This window comes from Oceanobacter sp. 1_MG-2023, assembly GCF_030689025.1.
Lineage (GTDB): Bacteria > Pseudomonadota > Gammaproteobacteria > Pseudomonadales > Oceanobacteraceae > Oceanobacter.
The window spans coordinates 16,275-32,670 of sequence record NZ_JAUYWA010000031.1; the positions used below are offsets into that span (position 1 = coordinate 16,275).

19 protein-coding genes are annotated in these 16,396 nt (G+C 55.0%); 7 read left to right on the forward strand and 12 right to left on the reverse strand.

Translation table 11 applies throughout. The features are described from left to right. Positions 1–21 precede the first annotated feature (21 nt). Positions 22–228, forward strand: a complete 207-nt coding sequence (locus Q8W22_RS15290; RefSeq protein WP_303432885.1) for a hypothetical protein — start codon at positions 22–24, stop codon at positions 226–228. A 69-nt stretch (positions 229–297) separates the two neighbouring features. On the opposite strand, the gene Q8W22_RS15295 is transcribed toward Q8W22_RS15290, so the two are convergent. The 12 genes from Q8W22_RS15295 to gshB form a co-directional block, all read right to left on the reverse strand. Further along, positions 298–1,005, reverse strand: coding sequence for an HAD family hydrolase (locus tag Q8W22_RS15295; protein WP_305452920.1), 708 nt, complete (start codon positions 1,003–1,005; stop codon positions 298–300). Between the two features lie 16 nt (positions 1,006–1,021). Beyond that, positions 1,022–1,696: a DUF484 family protein gene (locus Q8W22_RS15300; protein WP_303432889.1), complete on the reverse strand. Its 675-nt coding sequence runs from the start codon at positions 1,694–1,696 to the stop codon at positions 1,022–1,024. 55 nt (positions 1,697–1,751) lie between these two features. Beyond that, positions 1,752–2,582 carry a diaminopimelate epimerase gene (dapF, locus tag Q8W22_RS15305; RefSeq protein WP_303432890.1) on the reverse strand — a complete coding sequence of 277 codons (831 nt, stop codon included), beginning with the start codon at positions 2,580–2,582 and terminating at the stop codon, positions 1,752–1,754. Next, a complete protein-coding gene (gene lysA, locus Q8W22_RS15310; protein WP_305452922.1) occupies positions 2,579–3,835 on the reverse strand; it encodes a diaminopimelate decarboxylase in 1,257 nt (418 codons plus the stop codon). Before lysA ends, dapF begins: the two co-directional genes overlap by 4 nt. Before the next feature lies 1 nt (position 3,836). Next, entirely contained in the window at positions 3,837–3,974 is a 138-nt protein-coding gene (locus Q8W22_RS15315) for a lipoprotein (RefSeq protein WP_303432892.1), read from the reverse strand. 252 nt (positions 3,975–4,226) lie between these two features. After that, positions 4,227–5,453, reverse strand: coding sequence for a dihydroorotase (locus Q8W22_RS15320; RefSeq protein ID WP_303432893.1), 1,227 nt, complete (start codon positions 5,451–5,453; stop codon positions 4,227–4,229). Then, entirely contained in the window at positions 5,450–6,460 is a 1,011-nt protein-coding gene (locus Q8W22_RS15325) for an aspartate carbamoyltransferase catalytic subunit (protein ID WP_303432894.1), read from the reverse strand. Before Q8W22_RS15325 ends, Q8W22_RS15320 begins: the two co-directional genes overlap by 4 nt. 61 nt (positions 6,461–6,521) lie before the next feature. Continuing rightward, entirely contained in the window at positions 6,522–7,016 is a 495-nt protein-coding gene (pyrR, locus tag Q8W22_RS15330) for a bifunctional pyr operon transcriptional regulator/uracil phosphoribosyltransferase PyrR (RefSeq protein ID WP_303432895.1), read from the reverse strand. 14 nt (positions 7,017–7,030) lie between these two features. Further along, positions 7,031–7,483, reverse strand: a complete 453-nt coding sequence (ruvX, locus tag Q8W22_RS15335; protein ID WP_305452941.1) for a Holliday junction resolvase RuvX — start codon at positions 7,481–7,483, stop codon at positions 7,031–7,033. Beyond that, positions 7,483–8,040: a YqgE/AlgH family protein gene (locus Q8W22_RS15340; RefSeq protein ID WP_303432899.1), complete on the reverse strand. Its 558-nt coding sequence runs from the start codon at positions 8,038–8,040 to the stop codon at positions 7,483–7,485. Before Q8W22_RS15340 ends, ruvX begins: the two co-directional genes overlap by 1 nt. Further along, positions 8,040–8,921, reverse strand: a complete 882-nt coding sequence (locus tag Q8W22_RS15345; protein ID WP_305452947.1) for an energy transducer TonB — start codon at positions 8,919–8,921, stop codon at positions 8,040–8,042. The genes Q8W22_RS15340 and Q8W22_RS15345 overlap by 1 nt, the downstream gene beginning before the upstream one ends. Positions 8,922–9,048: 127 nt before the next feature. Then, positions 9,049–9,996, reverse strand: a complete 948-nt coding sequence (gene gshB, locus Q8W22_RS15350) for a glutathione synthase (protein ID WP_303432903.1) — start codon at positions 9,994–9,996, stop codon at positions 9,049–9,051. A 191-nt stretch (positions 9,997–10,187) separates the two neighbouring features. On the opposite strand from gshB, the gene pilG reads away from it, so the two are divergent. From pilG to Q8W22_RS15380, 6 genes are all read left to right on the forward strand, one after another. Then, positions 10,188–10,571 (forward strand): twitching motility response regulator PilG, encoded by a 384-nt coding sequence (pilG, locus tag Q8W22_RS15355; protein ID WP_303432905.1) that lies wholly within the window; start codon positions 10,188–10,190, stop codon positions 10,569–10,571. 33 nt (positions 10,572–10,604) lie between these two features. Further along, on the forward strand, positions 10,605–10,970 hold the full coding sequence (gene pilH / locus Q8W22_RS15360) for a twitching motility response regulator PilH (RefSeq protein ID WP_303432907.1): 366 nt from the start codon (positions 10,605–10,607) through the stop codon (positions 10,968–10,970). Positions 10,971–10,972: 2 nt separating this feature from the next. After that, on the forward strand, positions 10,973–11,497 hold the full coding sequence (locus Q8W22_RS15365) for a chemotaxis protein CheW (RefSeq protein ID WP_303432909.1): 525 nt from the start codon (positions 10,973–10,975) through the stop codon (positions 11,495–11,497). Positions 11,498–11,564: 67 nt separating this feature from the next. Further along, on the forward strand, positions 11,565–13,619 hold the full coding sequence (locus Q8W22_RS15370; protein ID WP_305414307.1) for a methyl-accepting chemotaxis protein: 2,055 nt from the start codon (positions 11,565–11,567) through the stop codon (positions 13,617–13,619). A gap of 25 nt (positions 13,620–13,644) precedes the next feature. Continuing rightward, a complete protein-coding gene (locus tag Q8W22_RS15375; RefSeq protein ID WP_305414305.1) occupies positions 13,645–14,532 on the forward strand; it encodes a protein-glutamate O-methyltransferase CheR in 888 nt (295 codons plus the stop codon). Continuing rightward, the coding region (locus tag Q8W22_RS15380) for an Hpt domain-containing protein (RefSeq protein ID WP_305452948.1) at positions 14,529–16,396 on the forward strand (1,868 nt) is incomplete at its 3' end. The genes Q8W22_RS15375 and Q8W22_RS15380, both read left to right, overlap by 4 nt.

Consider the following 16,396-nt stretch of genomic DNA (forward strand, 5'->3'; position numbering starts at 1 on the left):
AGTTAACAAGAGGGGATTCAAATGTCTGATGATCATTTTGAAAGACCGGCAGATGACGGTAGCGAACTCAAGCAGAGTGATGCTGCACACAAGCAACGCCAGCAAGCGCTGGCCAGTGATGTCGAAGCCTTTTTGTCTGGCGGCGGCCAAATTCAGAAGGTAGAAGACCGGATGATGGCAGACCCGCCGCGCAAGCCGCAAACCAGTTACGGCCGTCGTCCAATCTGAGGGATGGCTCCCGGGTTGGCGGCAGAGCCATATGTTGCCCGGGTTTGTCTGTGGCGTTGTTGTTGGTTGTTATGGCTGCTGCCAGCGCTGAATCAGCTCAACGACTTCAGACAGCGTGCGGACTTGCAGGGTCGGCGGGCTAAAGGTATCCGGCCAGATACGGTTGTCCAGATTGACCCACAACGTATGTAAACCCACCGTTCGGGCTGCGTCGATATCGTGATGCGGATGATCGCCAATATGTAAGCATTCGTGCGCTTCGACACCGGCGTGAGCCAGGGCCGCCAGGAAAATATCTCCCTGTGGTTTGGCTGCTCCAACGGTTTCGGCGTTCAGGTGAGCGCTGAAATAATGATGAATACCCACACGCTCAAGATCAGCGTTGCCATTGGTGGCGGCGATCAAGGGCCAACGTGCCGACAATTGTTGCAACATGGTTTCGGCACCGGCAAACAATTCCAGCGTGCTGCGCTCCTGGGAGAACACGTCGAAAGCGGCACAGGCAAGATCATGGGCCGTGCTGCTGTCACAGCCGGTTTGCAAGGCTGCCCGGCGCAGGGTTTCGAAGCGTAGCCTGGATATCTGATGCTGCAATGACGGGTAGCATTCGGCCAATTCTGATTTGTACTGGCGCAGGCCGTCCCGGCTGTAAAGGTCGGCAAACCCGGGGCAGTGGGCGCATATCCAGTCATAGCAGGCTTGCTCGGCGCGTTGCATCACCGGGGCGGTGTGCCAGAGGGTATCGTCGAGATCGAGGGTGATCAGTTTCAGAGCCAAAGCATTGCCTTATTGTTTAACGGTTAACCGGCGTTTGCTGTAAGCGCAAGGCCAGTACGTCACAGAGATAATCCAGAAACAGGGTATCCATGGAAGTACGGTAGTAATTACCATCCTGACTGGCCAGCACCAGCAGGCCATGGTTGTCCTGGCCCCGAATCTGGGCGGCAGCGATGGATTCCATATCGGTGGTATCGAGCCGCAACAAGGCGGCCATATCGGCCTTGGGCAGCTGGCCACAAATGGCGCGATGGCCTTTGAACAGCCGCTGGATATTACGCTGATGTTCCTGATTACGCACCGCGATCAGTGGTCGCTCCAGCTGTCGCTCGGTAAAGTGCAGCATGGCCCAGGCGTTGACGCCAAAATCATTACGCAATGAATCATCCAGTGCGGTATGGAGCGCCAGCCAGCTGTTGGCTTCGATCAGGGCCAGCACCAGCCGCCGGGTTTTTTCGAACAGCTGGTCGTTCCGGCGGGCATTTTCGAGCAGGTCAGACATGCGCTGGCGCAGCTCGATATTACGATCCCGATGCACCTGGACCTGACGCTCGATCAGGCTGGTCGCTCCGTGAGCTTCATGAGGAATACGCAAATGGGATAACAGCTCATCCTTGCCGACAAAAAATTCGGGATGATCTTCCAGGTACTGTGCGACATCGGCGTCGGTGAGTCGGGGTTGCTGGCTCATGCGGTCCTTACCTTGTTCTGTCAGAAGCGTTGTTCAGCGTCAATGGTTGGGGGAATCAGAGGTTAACCCGACCATCATAAACCGTCACGGCTGGCCCGGTCATGCGGACGCTGGATTTACCATCCCAGTCAATCGTCAGCTCGCCACCCGGTAACGATACCGTCACGCCCGGTTCGAGCCAGCCACGTAACTGCCCGGATACCACCGCCGCGCAAGCACCGGTGCCACAGGCCAGAGTTTCACCACTTCCTCGCTCGAATACCCGCAAGCGAATGGCGTGGCTATTGATGACCTGCATAAAGCCGACATTGACCCGGTTGGGGAAGTATTCGCAGGATTCAATGATCGGTCCCCACTGCTGTACCGGAGCGTTATCGAGGTCGTTGACCCGGATCACGGCATGGGGATTACCCATGGACACGGCACCGAAGCGCACGTCACCAATACCGGCAACATGGCGTTGATATTCGGGCATGAACTGTTCAGCGATCATCGGAATGTCGGCCGGTGTCAGAATCGCCGGGCCCATATCCACCATCACCTGACCCTCGTTGGTCAGATGTAGCTCGATAATACCGTTGGCGGTTTCGACCCGAATATCCTGTTTGCCGGTGAGCATTTGCTCGTTAACAAAACGGGCAAAGCAGCGGGCACCATTGCCGCAATTCTCGACTTCACTGCCATCGGCATTGTAGATGCGATAGCGGAAGTCGACATCGGGCCGACTGGGGCGTTCGACCACCAGTAACTGATCGAAGCCAATACCAAAGTGGCGATCGGACAGTTCCCGGACTCGCTCGGGGCGGATTCGGCCGGTTTGAGTCACCAGATCGATTACCACAAAGTCGTTACCGAGGCCGTGCATCTTGCTGAATTTGACTCTCATGAATCCACCGGCAGCAGATTCTCATCTTCGAACAGCTGTTCGATGGTCTCGCGGCGGCGAATCAGATACGCCTGCTCGTCATCGACCATGATCTCTGCCGGGCGGCCACGGCTGTTGTAGTTGGAGGCCATGACAAAGCCATAGGCTCCCGCAGACATCACTGCCAACAGATCGCCTTGTTGCAGGGCCAGATCGCGGTCTTTGCCCAGAAAGTCACCGGTTTCACAAACCGGGCCAACCAGATCATAACGGCGTTCGATGGCGCTACTGGTTTCTGCAACAGGCTTGATGTCTTGCCAGGCGGAGTACAAGGACGGTCGGATCAGGTCGTTCATTGCCCCGTCAATGATGGCAAAATTCTTGTGCTCATTGAGTTTGAGGTACTCAACCCGGGTCAGGAAAACACCGGCATTGGCGCAAATGGAACGGCCCGGCTCGAAAATCAGTTTCAGTGAACGTCCGGCCAGGCGTTCTTTGACGGCGGCCACATAGGTGGCCGGGCTGGCAGGTTGTTCGTCGCGGTAACAAACGCCCAAACCGCCGCCCAGATCGAGATGCTGGATGGTGATACCCAGGTCGGCCAGCTCATCAATCAGCGCCAGCAGGCGGTCGATGGCATCCATAAATGGATCAATTGAGGTCAGCTGGCTGCCAATATGACAGTCGACACCAACGACCTGAATGCCGGGCAGGCTGGTGGCGCGTTGATACACGGCCGGAGCGCGTTCAATGTCGATGCCGAATTTGTTGTCTTTCAGCCCCGTCGAGATATAAGGGTGTGTCTGTGCGTCAACGTCCGGATTGACACGAACCGAGACCTTGGCGACCAGACCCATGTCAGTAGCAACGTCGTTCAGGCGTTCGAGCTCGTCCTCTGATTCAAGATTGAAGCAGCCAACGCCGACTGCCAGTGCCCGGCGCATTTCGACGGCTTGTTTGCCAACCCCGGAAAACACCATCCGGGCAGGGTCGCCACCGGCGGCCAGTGCCCGTTCCAGTTCACCCAGGCTGACAATATCAAAACCGGCTCCGAGTCGTGCCAGTACATTCAGTACGGCGATGTTGGAGTTGGCTTTGACCGCAAAACAGACCTGATGTGGCCATTCACCCAGCGCATTATCGTAGGCCTGGTACTGCTGTTCCAGAGCCTGACGGGAATAGACGTACAAGGGCGTGCCGTACTGTTCGGCAAGACCGGCGAGGTCGACAAGTTCGGCGTGCAGGCTGCCCTGCAGGTAAGTAAAGGCTGACATATTAGGGAGTCGTTTCCGTATCAGGTTGGTCGGGCAGATACAGAGGGCCTTTCTGACCACAACCGCTGAGCGCCAATACGGCCAGTAACATGGCGGTCAGAAGCGGTAACGATGGCAGGCGGTAACTCAGATTTATCATGGGTAATGGCTATCTGCTTACGGGCGTAGCCAGTGTCTGGATCTGCTCTGATGACTCAGAGAGCGATGCACTGGCACGCGGGTTCTGTATCTCGAATTTGCAGGCATTATACACTGCCTGTGCAGGCTGTCTTGACTGCTGAGATCTATTCGCACTGACTTTACATAGACGGGTAGATTTCAGCCCCGGTATCGGAATACAGAGGCTGAAACCGGAGCGCAGGCACTGTGTGATCAGTGCCAGAGAGAGAACTCAGGATGGTTGTTGGTAGACCTTGAAGCCATCCACAAAGGTAGCGATCACTTGCCCGCTGCGACCGTATGCATCGGTTTGTTCCGGGTTGATCAGGCTGGCATTAAAGCGTTGGCCTTCTGCAAACCCGGAGTGTAAACCGAGGGTTGCCGCCGGGAGAGTACTCAGTGCCGACAAGGCGGCATTGAGTGTCAGTTCGCCATCGTTAACCCGCTGCAGCAGTAAGCCAATAAACGGAGCGTACAGCGCCATGCCGGCGGCGGATTCGGCAAATGGGGCTTTTTTCGCGACAATTTCGTGCGGTTGATGGTTGGAGCAAATCGCCAGTTCGCCAGCGTTGACCGCTGCCAGCAGTGCCTGCCGGTCTGCTTCGCTGCGTAACGACGGCAGCAGGTGGTAGCGGCTGTCGTAGCCGTTGACCTGGGCGTCGGTGTAACAGAGATTGGCGATGGCGACGTCGGCGCTGACCTGTAATCCACGCTGGCGAGCTTCCCGCAGCATACTGACACTGCGGGCGCAGCTGATCTGGCTGATATGAGCGCGAACGCCGGTTTGTTCGATCAACAGCAGGATTTGCGCCAGCGCGATGGTTTCGGCGGTTTCCGGAATGCCGGCCAGGCCCAGTCGTGTGGCGGTCGGGCCTTCGTGCATCACACCGCCATTGGACAATGCGGCATCATCAGCGGACAAAAACAGCAAAATGTCGTAGGTGGCGGCGTATTCCATTAATCGTCGCAAGACGTAGCTGTCCTTGATTGGCTGACGGGCGTTGCTCAGGGCGATACAACCGGCGTTACGCAAGCTGACCATATTGGCCAGTTGTTCGCCCTCCAGCCCCTGAGTGAGTGCTCCCAGTGGCAATAACCGCGAATATCCGGCGCTGCTGGCTTTGTCCTGCATCAGCTGGATCACCGCCGGGCTGTCGGCTACCGGACGGGTAAGTGGCTGGGCGCAGACATGGCTGAATCCGGCGGCAGCGGCAGCGCGGGTTTCGCTGGCAATGGTGCCGCGCTGGGTATAACCCGGCTCATTGAGATAGCTGCTGAGGTCGATAAAACCGGGTACTAACCAGTTGCCTTGGGCGTCGAGGGTGGATTCGATCGTGCCACCGGCCGGTTTTTCGCCAATAGCCCGGAGTTGCCCCTCGGCCAGATACAAATCACAGACGTCATCGAGCTGTTGTGCCGGTGCAATGACACGGGCATCACGAATATGCAGGTATTTCATTCGGTATCCCCTTCAACTGGTTGCTGGGCCGCTTGCTGGCTGGCTTGTTGGCCGCTCATGGCCATGGCCATCACTGCCATGCGCACGGCGATACCGTAGCTGACCTGGTTGAGAATGACGGATTGAGGGCCGTCGGCAACCGCAGATTCAATCTCGACACCACGGTTGATGGGGCCGGGGTGCATAACGATGGCATCGGGTTTGGCCAGTGCCAGTTTTTCCGTAGTCAGGCCGTAGAGCTTGAAAAACTCCCCCTCGCTGGGCAACAAGGCATTTTGCATACGCTCTTTTTGCAGCCGCAGCATGATCACTACGTCACAATCCCGCAGCGCCAGATTAAGGTCGTAATACGCTTTGGCCCCCAGGGACTCGATGTCTTTGGGTAGCAAGGTGGCGGGGCCGACCACACGAACTTCCGCTGCACCCAGAGCCAGCAAGGCATGGATCTGGGAGCGGGCAACGCGGGAATGCAATATGTCGCCAACAATGGCAACAATCTGACCGGCAATCTGATGCTTGTGACGACGGATGGTCAGCATGTCGAGCATGGCCTGGGTCGGGTGCGCGTGGCGGCCGTCCCCGGCATTGATGATGGCAACGTTGGGGGTTACCTGTTCAGCGATAAAATGGGCGGCACCGGAATCGGCATGACGCACCACAAACATGTCGCTGTACATGGCTTCCAGGTTCCAGAGCGTATCCATCAAGGTTTCGCCCTTGGCGGTCGCGGAACGCTGGATGTCGAGGTTGAGAATATCAGCAGACAGCCGGGTTGCCGCCAGTTCAAAGGTTGAACGGGTGCGGGTACTGTTTTCAAAAAACAGGTTGACCACGGTTTTGCCGCGCAGCAGCGGGACCTTTTTGACGGCCCGTTCCTGGGTGCTGATAAAGGAGTCGGCGGTGTCGAGGATTTCAGTCAGTAATGCCCGGCTGAGGCCTTCGGTGGTGAGGAAGTGTTTTAGCCTGCCGTCGGCGGTGAGCTGAAGCTGGCTGGGATCAGTTGTCATAGGAGAACCATGTGTGTTGTAACCAAACCGATAGGGTGCCGAGGCACCCCGAATACTGGTGTCAGAGCAGGCTGATGGCCAATGGCTCCGGGCCGCTGAGCTTGATCAGCTGACCTTCTTCAAGTGTCAAACGGGCTGCGTACACATCGGGCTGAATAGGCAGCTCGCGCCGACCGATATCAAACAGGGCAACCAGGGTAATGCTGGCCGGACGGCCGTAGTCAAACAGCTCGTTGATGGCGGCCCGTACAGTGCGGCCGCTCATGATAACGTCGTCGATCAGAATAACGTGGCGGTCTTCGATGGTATCGGGTAATTCCGAGCCTTTGACTTCGGGATGTAAACCGTGGTGAGTGAAATCATCCCGATAAAAGCTGATATCCAGGCTGTAAAGTGGCTCTGATGGCTGCAGTTGCTGGTGCAGGCGCTCCGCTATCCAGACGCCACCGGTGCGGATGCCAATAAATAATGGCTGGTTTATCTTGTGTTGCTGCAAGTGGCTGTCCAGGCGAGTGGCCAGAGTGCTGCAAGCGAGCTGAATATCCGGTAATTGCATGGGGCTTCTCCCTGTTACTGCTCGTCGTCAGGGCGAGGGTGCTCGCCCATCCAGCTTTCAAGAATCAATTGTGCGGCCAGCCCATCCACTGAGTGGCGGCCGAAGTCTCGTTCACCGCTATCGGCAATGACAATGCTCTTGGCTTCGTAGCTGGTCAGGCGCTCGTCATGGGTAAACGAAGGTTTGTGCAAACGTCCTTCCAGACGTCGGGCAAATTTGGCGGCCCGGGTGCTCATTTCGCTAGGGCTGCCATCCATGTTCAGCGGCAGACCAACGACAAAGGCATCGGGTTGCCACTCACTGACCAAGGCTGCGAGTGTATCCCAGTTGGGGACGCCATCGTTGGCCTTGACCGGGTTTAAAGCCGTACTGCTGCCGGTCAGGCGATGGCCAATGGCGACACCAATACGTTTGGTGCCAAAATCAAACGCCATGACTTGCATGACTCGAGCAGGAATATGACTCATCAGGCGTGACCTACCTGATCAGTCAATGCTGTACTGCGAATGCCGAGGCGCTGCAGTGCGGTCTGGTAAAGCGCTTCTGGAGGGGTGTCAAACAGCAGTTCGGCATCGGCGTCGACGGTCAGCCAGCTGTTGCCGAGAATTTCCTCATCCAGTTGGCCTGGTCCCCAGCCGGAATAGCCCAGGGTCAGGCGGTAGTTTTCCGGCCCCACTCCCAGGCCAATGGCGGTCAGAATATCCTTGGACGACGTCAAGTGGGCAAATTCACTGATGGCTTCGGTGGCTTGCCACTGGCCCGGTTGCTGGTGGAGGATAAATCCCTGCTCGGTGCCGACAGGGCCACCTTTGAGCATGGTGGTATTGATGCCTTGATGACGGGCAATGTCGAGCTGTTCGCAGACGGCAGCAAAGTCGATATCCAGAGGCTTGTTTAATACCAGCCCCATGGCCCCCTCCTGGTCGTGTTCACAGAGGTAAATAACGGCGCTGTCAAACTCGCTACCCTGCAGCTGTGGCATGGCAATCAGAAGCTGGTTGTCGAGGCTGTTGAGTTCTTGCATCAGGATCCTTCCGACAGATAGCGGTTACCTTTGAATTGCCAGGTACGAATGATTTCCAGGAGATCGGTATTCTTGCGCATTTCTTCCGTGAAAGGGGCAAAAGGAGCCGACATACGCACAATCCGCAAGGCGGCGTCATCCAGTACCTTGCGGCCGGAGGACTCCAGCACCTCAAGATTATGGATGGTGCCGTTGGGATTGATGGAAACCAGTACGCGCAAACGGCAGTTGTCGAAGCAGTTTTCCGCTTCTTTGGGGTAGTTGAGAGTACCCATCTTTTCAATTTTGCTACGCCAGGTGTTGACGTAATAGGCGTCGCTGGCCTTCATGGTGGAGGCTGCGGTCAGACGCTGGACCCGGGGACGCTTGGCATAAGCCTGACGCATACTGTCGAGTTTGGCTTCGAGACTGGCCATTTCCAGGCTGCGCTGCAGCAGCATTTTGGGTGGCCCTTCCGGTACTGGTTTGGCTTCCACTGGCGGTTGTTTGTCGGGACTGCTGACGGCCTGGTTTGGGCTGGCGGCCGTTGTGGTGATACGGGCCGGGGTGTTGGCGAGGGCCTTGGGGGCCGAGACTTCCTGCTTCTGTACCGAGGCCGGGGTGATGTCGTTGCTTTGGAACGGCGCTTCGACGTCGGTGGTCAGCATGCGGGCTTCCTCTTCGGTGCCGCTGCCTTCCTGGTTTTCCTGGGCGAGGAAGTCTGCTTCTTCCGGCGCTTTGTCACTGCGATAGCTGGCCAGGGTGACTTCAAGGGTTTTGGACAGGTTACTGCGATCGTCCGGGCGAAAGCTGACACCCAGCACAATCATGGCATGCAGCAGCAATGCCAGAAAGAGGGCAAAAGAAAGACGGTCGGAACTGGAGACAACGGCAGCAGGCATGAGGTATCTGTCGCAGAACGGCTTCGGTTTAAAGGGCGGATTGCAATAGGCACGCAGTCTGCGCTGATCCCCGGCTTTTGTCCACCTGCCGGGGTCAACAGTGGTAAAAACGAGCTGATTCAGTGAATCAGTCGAGTTTTGCCAGCAATGCGGCGATCAGTTGACCGGCGATATCGATACCTGAATCACGACTGATTTCACGCACACAGGTTGGGCTGGTGACGTTGATTTCTGTCAGGCAGCTACCAATGACATCCAGACCAACAAAATACAGTCCCCGCTTTTTCAGCTCAGGGCCGATGTGTCTGGCGATGGCCCAGTCGTTATCCGACAGGGGGCGGGTTTCACCACGACCACCGGCGGCCAGGTTGCCACGGGTTTCTCCTTTGGCTGGAATCCGTGCTAGGCAGTATGGCACCGGCTCCCCGTCGATCATCAGGATCCGCTTGTCACCTTCGGTAATATCCGGGATGAATTTTTGCGCCATGATTTGCTGGCGGCCATGATTGGTCAGGGTCTCGATGATAACGCTGACGTTCGGGTCGTCATGCTTCAGGCGAAAGATCGAAGAGCCACCCATGCCATCCAGTGGTTTGAAAATAACGTCCTGATGTTGTTGATGAAACTGGCGTAACAGCTCGGCACTGCGCGTTACCAGAGTAGGGCTCATAAACTCGGAAAAGTGCGTCGCAAAGACTTTTTCATTACAATCGCGCAGGCTTTGAGGTTTGTTGGCGACAAGCACACCTGCTTGTTCGGCCAATTCCAGAATATAGGTGCTGTAAATAAATTCGCCATCGAAAGGCGGATCTTTACGCATTAGGATAATATCGAGATCGGACAGCGGCTGGTGTTGCCATTCACCAAGGTCAAACCAATGATCAGGGTTCATGCTGACAGTAAGTGGAGCCATTCGTGCCATTGCACGGCCTGCGTCAATGTACAAATCGGCCTGTTCCATGTAAAAGAGTTCACAACCAAGCTCCTGTGCGGCATTCAGCAAGGCAAGTGATGTATCTTTCTTGACACTAATATCATTAATGGGATCCATGACAACCCCGAGCTTTCTGATCATTCTGTTTTCCTCAAAACAAGAGTCTGATTTGGATTCTATCGTAATTGGATCTCCATTCGGTGAAACAGTTTTGACATGGGAACCTTATAGCTTGGTACATTAATGTGTGATACAAAAGTGCACCGTAACGTCATATGCATGCGGTCGCGGCCGAAAACAGCAATTAACGATCGGATGGTTAAGGCCCTAATATGGACGACAACTTTCAAAACATCAAAGTGATGGTCATTGACGATAGCAAGACCATTCGTCGCACGGCAGAGACCCTGCTGAAAAAAGTAGGCTGTGAGGTGATTACGGCAACCGATGGCTTTGATGCCCTCGCCAAAATCGCAGACACCAGCCCCAATATCATCTTTGTCGACATCATGATGCCGCGCCTGGATGGTTATCAGACTTGTGCACTGATAAAAAACAATTCCAAATACAAGTCCACTCCAGTGATCATGCTGTCTAGTAAGGACGGCCTTTTCGACAAGGCCAAAGGTCGCATCGTAGGTTCTGACGAATATCTCACGAAGCCGTTCAGCAAAGACGAGCTCCTGGGTTCAATACGGCAATACGTAAAATCATAAGACAAGCACGCGAAGCATTAAGGGGTACCAAGCATGGCTCGCATTCTGGTAGTAGATGATTCTCCAACAGAAACAGAAGTATTTCGTTCTATGCTGGAGAAAAATGGTCATGAAGTCCTTACCGCAGAGAATGGTGCGGACGGTGTGGCACTGGCAAAACAGGAAAAGCCAGATGTAGTACTAATGGATATTGTTATGCCTGGTTTAAACGGTTTTCAGGCAACCCGACAGCTAACCAAAGACGCGGAAACCTCTGGTATACCGGTCATTATTGTTACCACCAAGGATCAGGAAACTGACCGGGTGTGGGGCAAGCGCCAGGGTGCCTGTGGTTATCTGGTCAAACCAGTGTCAGAAAGCATCTTGCTGTCTGAAATCAACTCGGTGATGGCCAAGTAACGATGAGCCCATTTGCCCTGCTTGTCAGTATTGCCGACCGCAGCCGCCGTAACGCCTCGGAATTGCCTCAGCAACTTGAGGCGGTGACGTATTGGCGGGGGGTCGGTTTTTTGCTCGCGGGGCATGAGTTTGTGACGGATATGGGACAGGTAGCAGAGATCTTGCAACCTCCCAAAATGACCAAGGTACCCGGTGTCCGTAGCTGGGTGCTGGGGGTGGCCAATGTGCGTGGCCGCCTGGTTCCGGTTATGGATCTGGCCGGTATGTTGGGATTGACAGGGAAAGCCAACTGGCGTTCCCGGCGAGTGCTGGTGATTGAACAAGGTGATGTACTGACGGGTTTGCTTGTTGATGCGGTGTTGGGGATGCAACAGTTTCCGGTGGATACTATGAGTGAACTGACTCAGGTGGATCCGGCGCTGGCAAAATATACCCAATATGGTTTTGACCGGAATGAGAAAATCTGGTCAATTTTTCGTATTGACGAACTGATTCAATCCCCGGAGTTTATGCAGATCGCGGTGTGACCGGGTTCTGAGGTGACTCCATTCGGGGCGCCAGGATAATGCATGCAGTAAGTGTGGAGACAAGGGCATGAGTTCGAAAGCTGGTAACGTCTTTTCGACGGTTTTGAAGAATGGAGTCAATGGTGTGTTGGCAGTGCTGCTGGTCGCATCCCTTGGCCTGTTTATTGGTATTACGGTGTATGTGAACAGCCTGCAAAACCGTGATGAGCAATACATCGAGCATGCGGGTGAGTTGCGGGTACTGTCGCAGCAGATGGCGACCAACGCCGTGGAATCTGCATCCGGTAACCGGGAAGCGTTTGAACAGCTCCGGATTGCCCGTGACAACTTTGAAGTGCGTTGGAACTACCTGAAAAACGGTAACCCTGAAGTGGGCCTGGCTCCTGCCGAAGTGGCCAGTATGACCGACGTGCAACAGGTTTGGGACAGTGTCAGCCAGAATGCTGACCAGATTGTACGTGCCCAGGACATCATCCTCTCTTTGCACGAAGTTGCCGCAACACTGTCTGAAACGATTCCCCAGCTGCAAGTGGAATACGATGAAATTGTAGAAATCCTGCTTGATAACGGCGCTCCAGCCGATCAGGTGGCAGTTGCCCAGCGTCAGTCATGGTTGGCGGAACGTATTGTGCGCTCGGTTAACAAGGTATTGGCGGGTGGTGAAGACGCGGTAATGGCCGCCGATGCGTTTGGTCGGGATGCCTCGTTGTTCGGTCGAGTACTGAACGGCATGGTGCAAGGCAACGTGGCGATGAACATTTCCAAGGTAACCGACGATGAGGCGATACTGGCACTCTCCGAAGTATCCGAACTGTTCGAGTTTGTATCCGGTTCGGTAGACGAAATTCTTGAGACTTCCCCAGAGCTGTTCCAGGTGCGTGAGGCATCCGACAGCATCTTTACCAACTCCGGTATATTGCTGAACCAGACATCCGAGCTGACCGAAACCATTCTGACAGAAGCCGATGAGCGGACTGTACTGCAGGCACTGGGATACGGTGCTGCGGTACTGGCCGCGATGCTGATGGTTGCATTGGGTTACTTGTCTTACCAGTCAACCCGTCGCGACCTGGAAGAAACAGAAAGCCAGAACCAACAGAACCAGATGGCTATTCTGCGTTTGCTGGACGAAATTGCTGACCTTGCGGATGGTGACTTGACGGCATCAGCAACGGTAACGGAAGACTTTACCGGGGCGATTGCTGACTCCATCAACTACGCCATCGACCAGATGCGCTCACTGGTATCGGCAATTAACGAAACAGCGGTACAGGTATCGTCAGCGGCCCAGGAAACACAGGCCACGGCGATGCATCTGGCGGAAGCATCCGAACACCAGGCGCAAGAAATTGCCGGTGCATCGGCGGCGATCAACGAAATGGCGGTGTCCATTGACCAGGTATCGGCTAACGCCTCGGAATCCTCTGCGGTTGCGGAGCGGTCGGTAGCGATCGCCAACAAGGGTGCAGAAGTTGTACAGGCAACGATCAACGGCATGGATAACATCCGTGAGCAGATTCAGGAAACCTCCAAACGGATCAAACGTCTGGGTGAATCCTCACAGGAGATTGGTGACATCATCTCCCTGATTACCGATATTGCTGACCAAACCAACATTCTGTCGTTGAACGCCGCTATTCAGGCATCCATGGCCGGTGACGCCGGTCGGGGCTTCGCGGTAGTTGCGGATGAGGTGCAGCGGCTGGCGGAACGTTCAGCTGCTGCAACCAAGCAGATTGAAGCACTGGTTAAAACGATTCAGAACGATACCAACGAAGCGGTAATCTCGATGGAAACGACGACTTCCGAGGTGGTACGTGGTGCCCGTCTGGCACAAGACGCCGGTGTGGCACTGGAAGAGATTGAAAACGTATCGAAAAACCTGGCGGAACTGATTCAGAACATCTCCAACGCAGCACGTCAGCAGGCTTCGTCTGCGGGTCATATTTCCAATACGATGAACGTTATTCAGGAAATTACCTCGCAAACGTCGGCGGGTACCACCGCCACGGCGAAATCGATTGGTAACCTGGCAGAAATGGCGAACAAACTGCGTGAATCTGTGGCGGGCTTCAAACTGCCAGAAGCGGACCTGGATATGGAGCAACAACAGGTACTGTAATCACAGTCCTGGTTGAAGACTCCTTATGAATCATCAGAGTCGTCCTGTTGTCAGCACGATGCCAGAGCTTAGCGATGACCAGTTTGGTCGTTGGCAAGCTCTGCTGGAAGAGCGAACAGGAATGTGTATGCCGGTTCAACGACGGACTTTTCTGCAGACCAGCCTGGGTATCCGGATGCGTGAAATAGAGTGCAGTAATTACTCCGAATATTACAGTAAGGTTGTGAACGGCCCGACCGGAGCGATTGAGTGGAATACTCTGGTCGACCGTTTGACCGTGCAGGAAACCCGCTTTTTTCGGGATCCCGATGCCTTTGAATTTGTTGGAAATTATATTCAGACAATGGCGACGGCACTGGACGATGGTCAAACTCTCGAAATGTGGAGTGTCGGTTGCTCATCAGGAGAGGAAGCATACAGTTTGGGTATGGTTGCAGATAAGTACCTGTCTCCTGTCGAGCATCAATACGCAGTCACTGGGACTGATATCTCTACCTTTGCGTTACGCAAGGCGCGAGATGCCAGATATCCGTTGTCTGCCCTTGGATGGATCGCGGACGACCTCCGCGACCAATACTGTCTCCGTACTGACGACGGTCATATGCAGGTGACTGATAGCGTTCGTCAGCGTTGCTGCTTTACTCAGGTGAATCTACTGAATCTTTCCGCATTTCCGCTACAGTCCCAGCACGTGATTTACTGTCAGAATGTGCTGATTTATTTCCGCCGCTGGCGACGTCGGGAGATTCTTAATGTCCTTGCTGAACGGCTGGTTCCAGGGGGAATTCTGGTGATTGGTCTTGGTGAAATCGTCGGCTGGAGTAATCCTCTGGTCGACCCGGTACGTGGTGGCAAGTTGACAGCCTTTGTCCGTAAGCAAAATGATTCTAACAGGGAGAGCAAACGGCGATGAGTCAGGATTACATCGCCCTGGAATGGGTGAAAGGGGAAATCCAGGAAACACTCCAGCAAGCTCAGCAATCACTGGAAGCTTATGGTGAAAACCCCGCAGATAACAGCAGACTGAAATTCTGCTTCAGCTACCTGCATCAGGTTCATGGCACACTCCAGATGGTGGAGTTTTATGGTGCCGCCCTGTTGGCAGAAGAAATGGAAGCCGTTGCGGCCGCACTGGCTGATGGCCAGCTGCGTAATGAACGGGATGGGCTGGAAGTCCTGATGCAGGCTATTATCCAGCTGCCTCATTATCTGGATCACGTCAAGGTGGGTCGGCGCGATCTGCCCGTTGTCCTGCTGCCTATTCTGAACGAATTACGCTCAGCCCGCGGTGACAGCCTGCTGTCTGAAACCGCATTGTTCAGTCCACGTATGCAGCGTCGGGCGGTATTGACACCTGCCCAACTGGCACGTTTCAGCCGTGACGATTTCCAGCAGTGGATCCGCAAGGTCCGGCAGATGTTGCAGGCCGCGACATCACAGCTACTGCAAAACAAAAAGCCGGAAGTTGCCAAGGAATATCTGCTGAAAGTCTTCAGCCGGTTGCATAACGCGCTGGGTCATACCCCATCCGGTGTGGTTTGGCAGCCTGCCATGGCGTTCAGCGAATGGCTGATTGGCCAGCAGCATATGCCGGCCAGTGCCAAGCAACTGTTACGCGAACTCGACCAGATACTGAAAGACCTGATTACCCAGGGTGAGCAGGTACTGAATCAGGCTGCGTCTGATGAACTGGTTAAAAACCTGCTGTTCTATGTTGCTCGCACCACCATCAAGGGTGAGGCGATTGCAGCGGTACGGGAATCCTTTCAGCTCGATTCTGCCCTGCCGACCGAAGACGAAATCCAGCACGAGCGTGATGTCCTTTCCGGCCCTGATCGGGATACCGTTGGCCAGGTTCTGACCGTTCTGGCCGAAGAGATTACCTCGATCAAGGACAAGCTGGATCTGGCCATGCGGGACCCCAGTGCAACGGTTGAGCCGTTGGCTGAGGTACTGACCGCGGCCAAACAGGTCAGCGATACCATGGGTATGCTGGGGCTGGGTGCGCCACGACAAGCGATACAAGAACAACTGACCGTACTGGAAAACATGCAACAACAGGGAGTGCTGGATAATACCGCCCTGTTCGATGTCGCTGGTGCGCTGCTGTTTGTTGAAGCAACACTCTCCGGAATGATCCGGGATGGCAATCTGGCTGGCGGTGATGAGTCCGATGCTCTGACCGACGCCCAGAAAGCCGTTCTGCGTGAAGCTCGTAATGTGCTGGAGCAGGTCAAGGACGCCATCATTGCTTACGTTGGCAATCAATGGAATACCGAAGAACTGCGCGATATTCCGGCATTGCTGCATTCGATTGCCGGCTCTCTGCGTATGGTGCCGCTGCCAGCGGTTGCCGAAATATTGCATATCGCAGCCCCGTTTATTGAACAGCTGATTGAGTCCGGAGCGCGTTCAGACTGGACGACTCTGGATCACTTTGCCGATGTGTTGTCCGGTGTTGAATACTTTATTGAGCGTTATACCGACAACCCACGTAACCCAGGTGACGATATCCTGCAACGGGTATGGGAATCACTGGAAAGTATTACCGATATACAGGCTCCAAACCGCAGTGCCGACGTAGCGGATACCGCAACCGGTGATGCGTCACTGGATGCGACGGATCCAGAAACCGACCTCGATATGGCATCTGGTGCAGAAAAACCATTGGCAAGCGTGACAGACGCTACCAATACTGTTGAGCCAGAGCCAGAGCCAGAGCCAGAGCCAGAGCCAGAGCCAGAGCCAGAGCCAGAGCCAGAGCCAGAGCCAGAGCC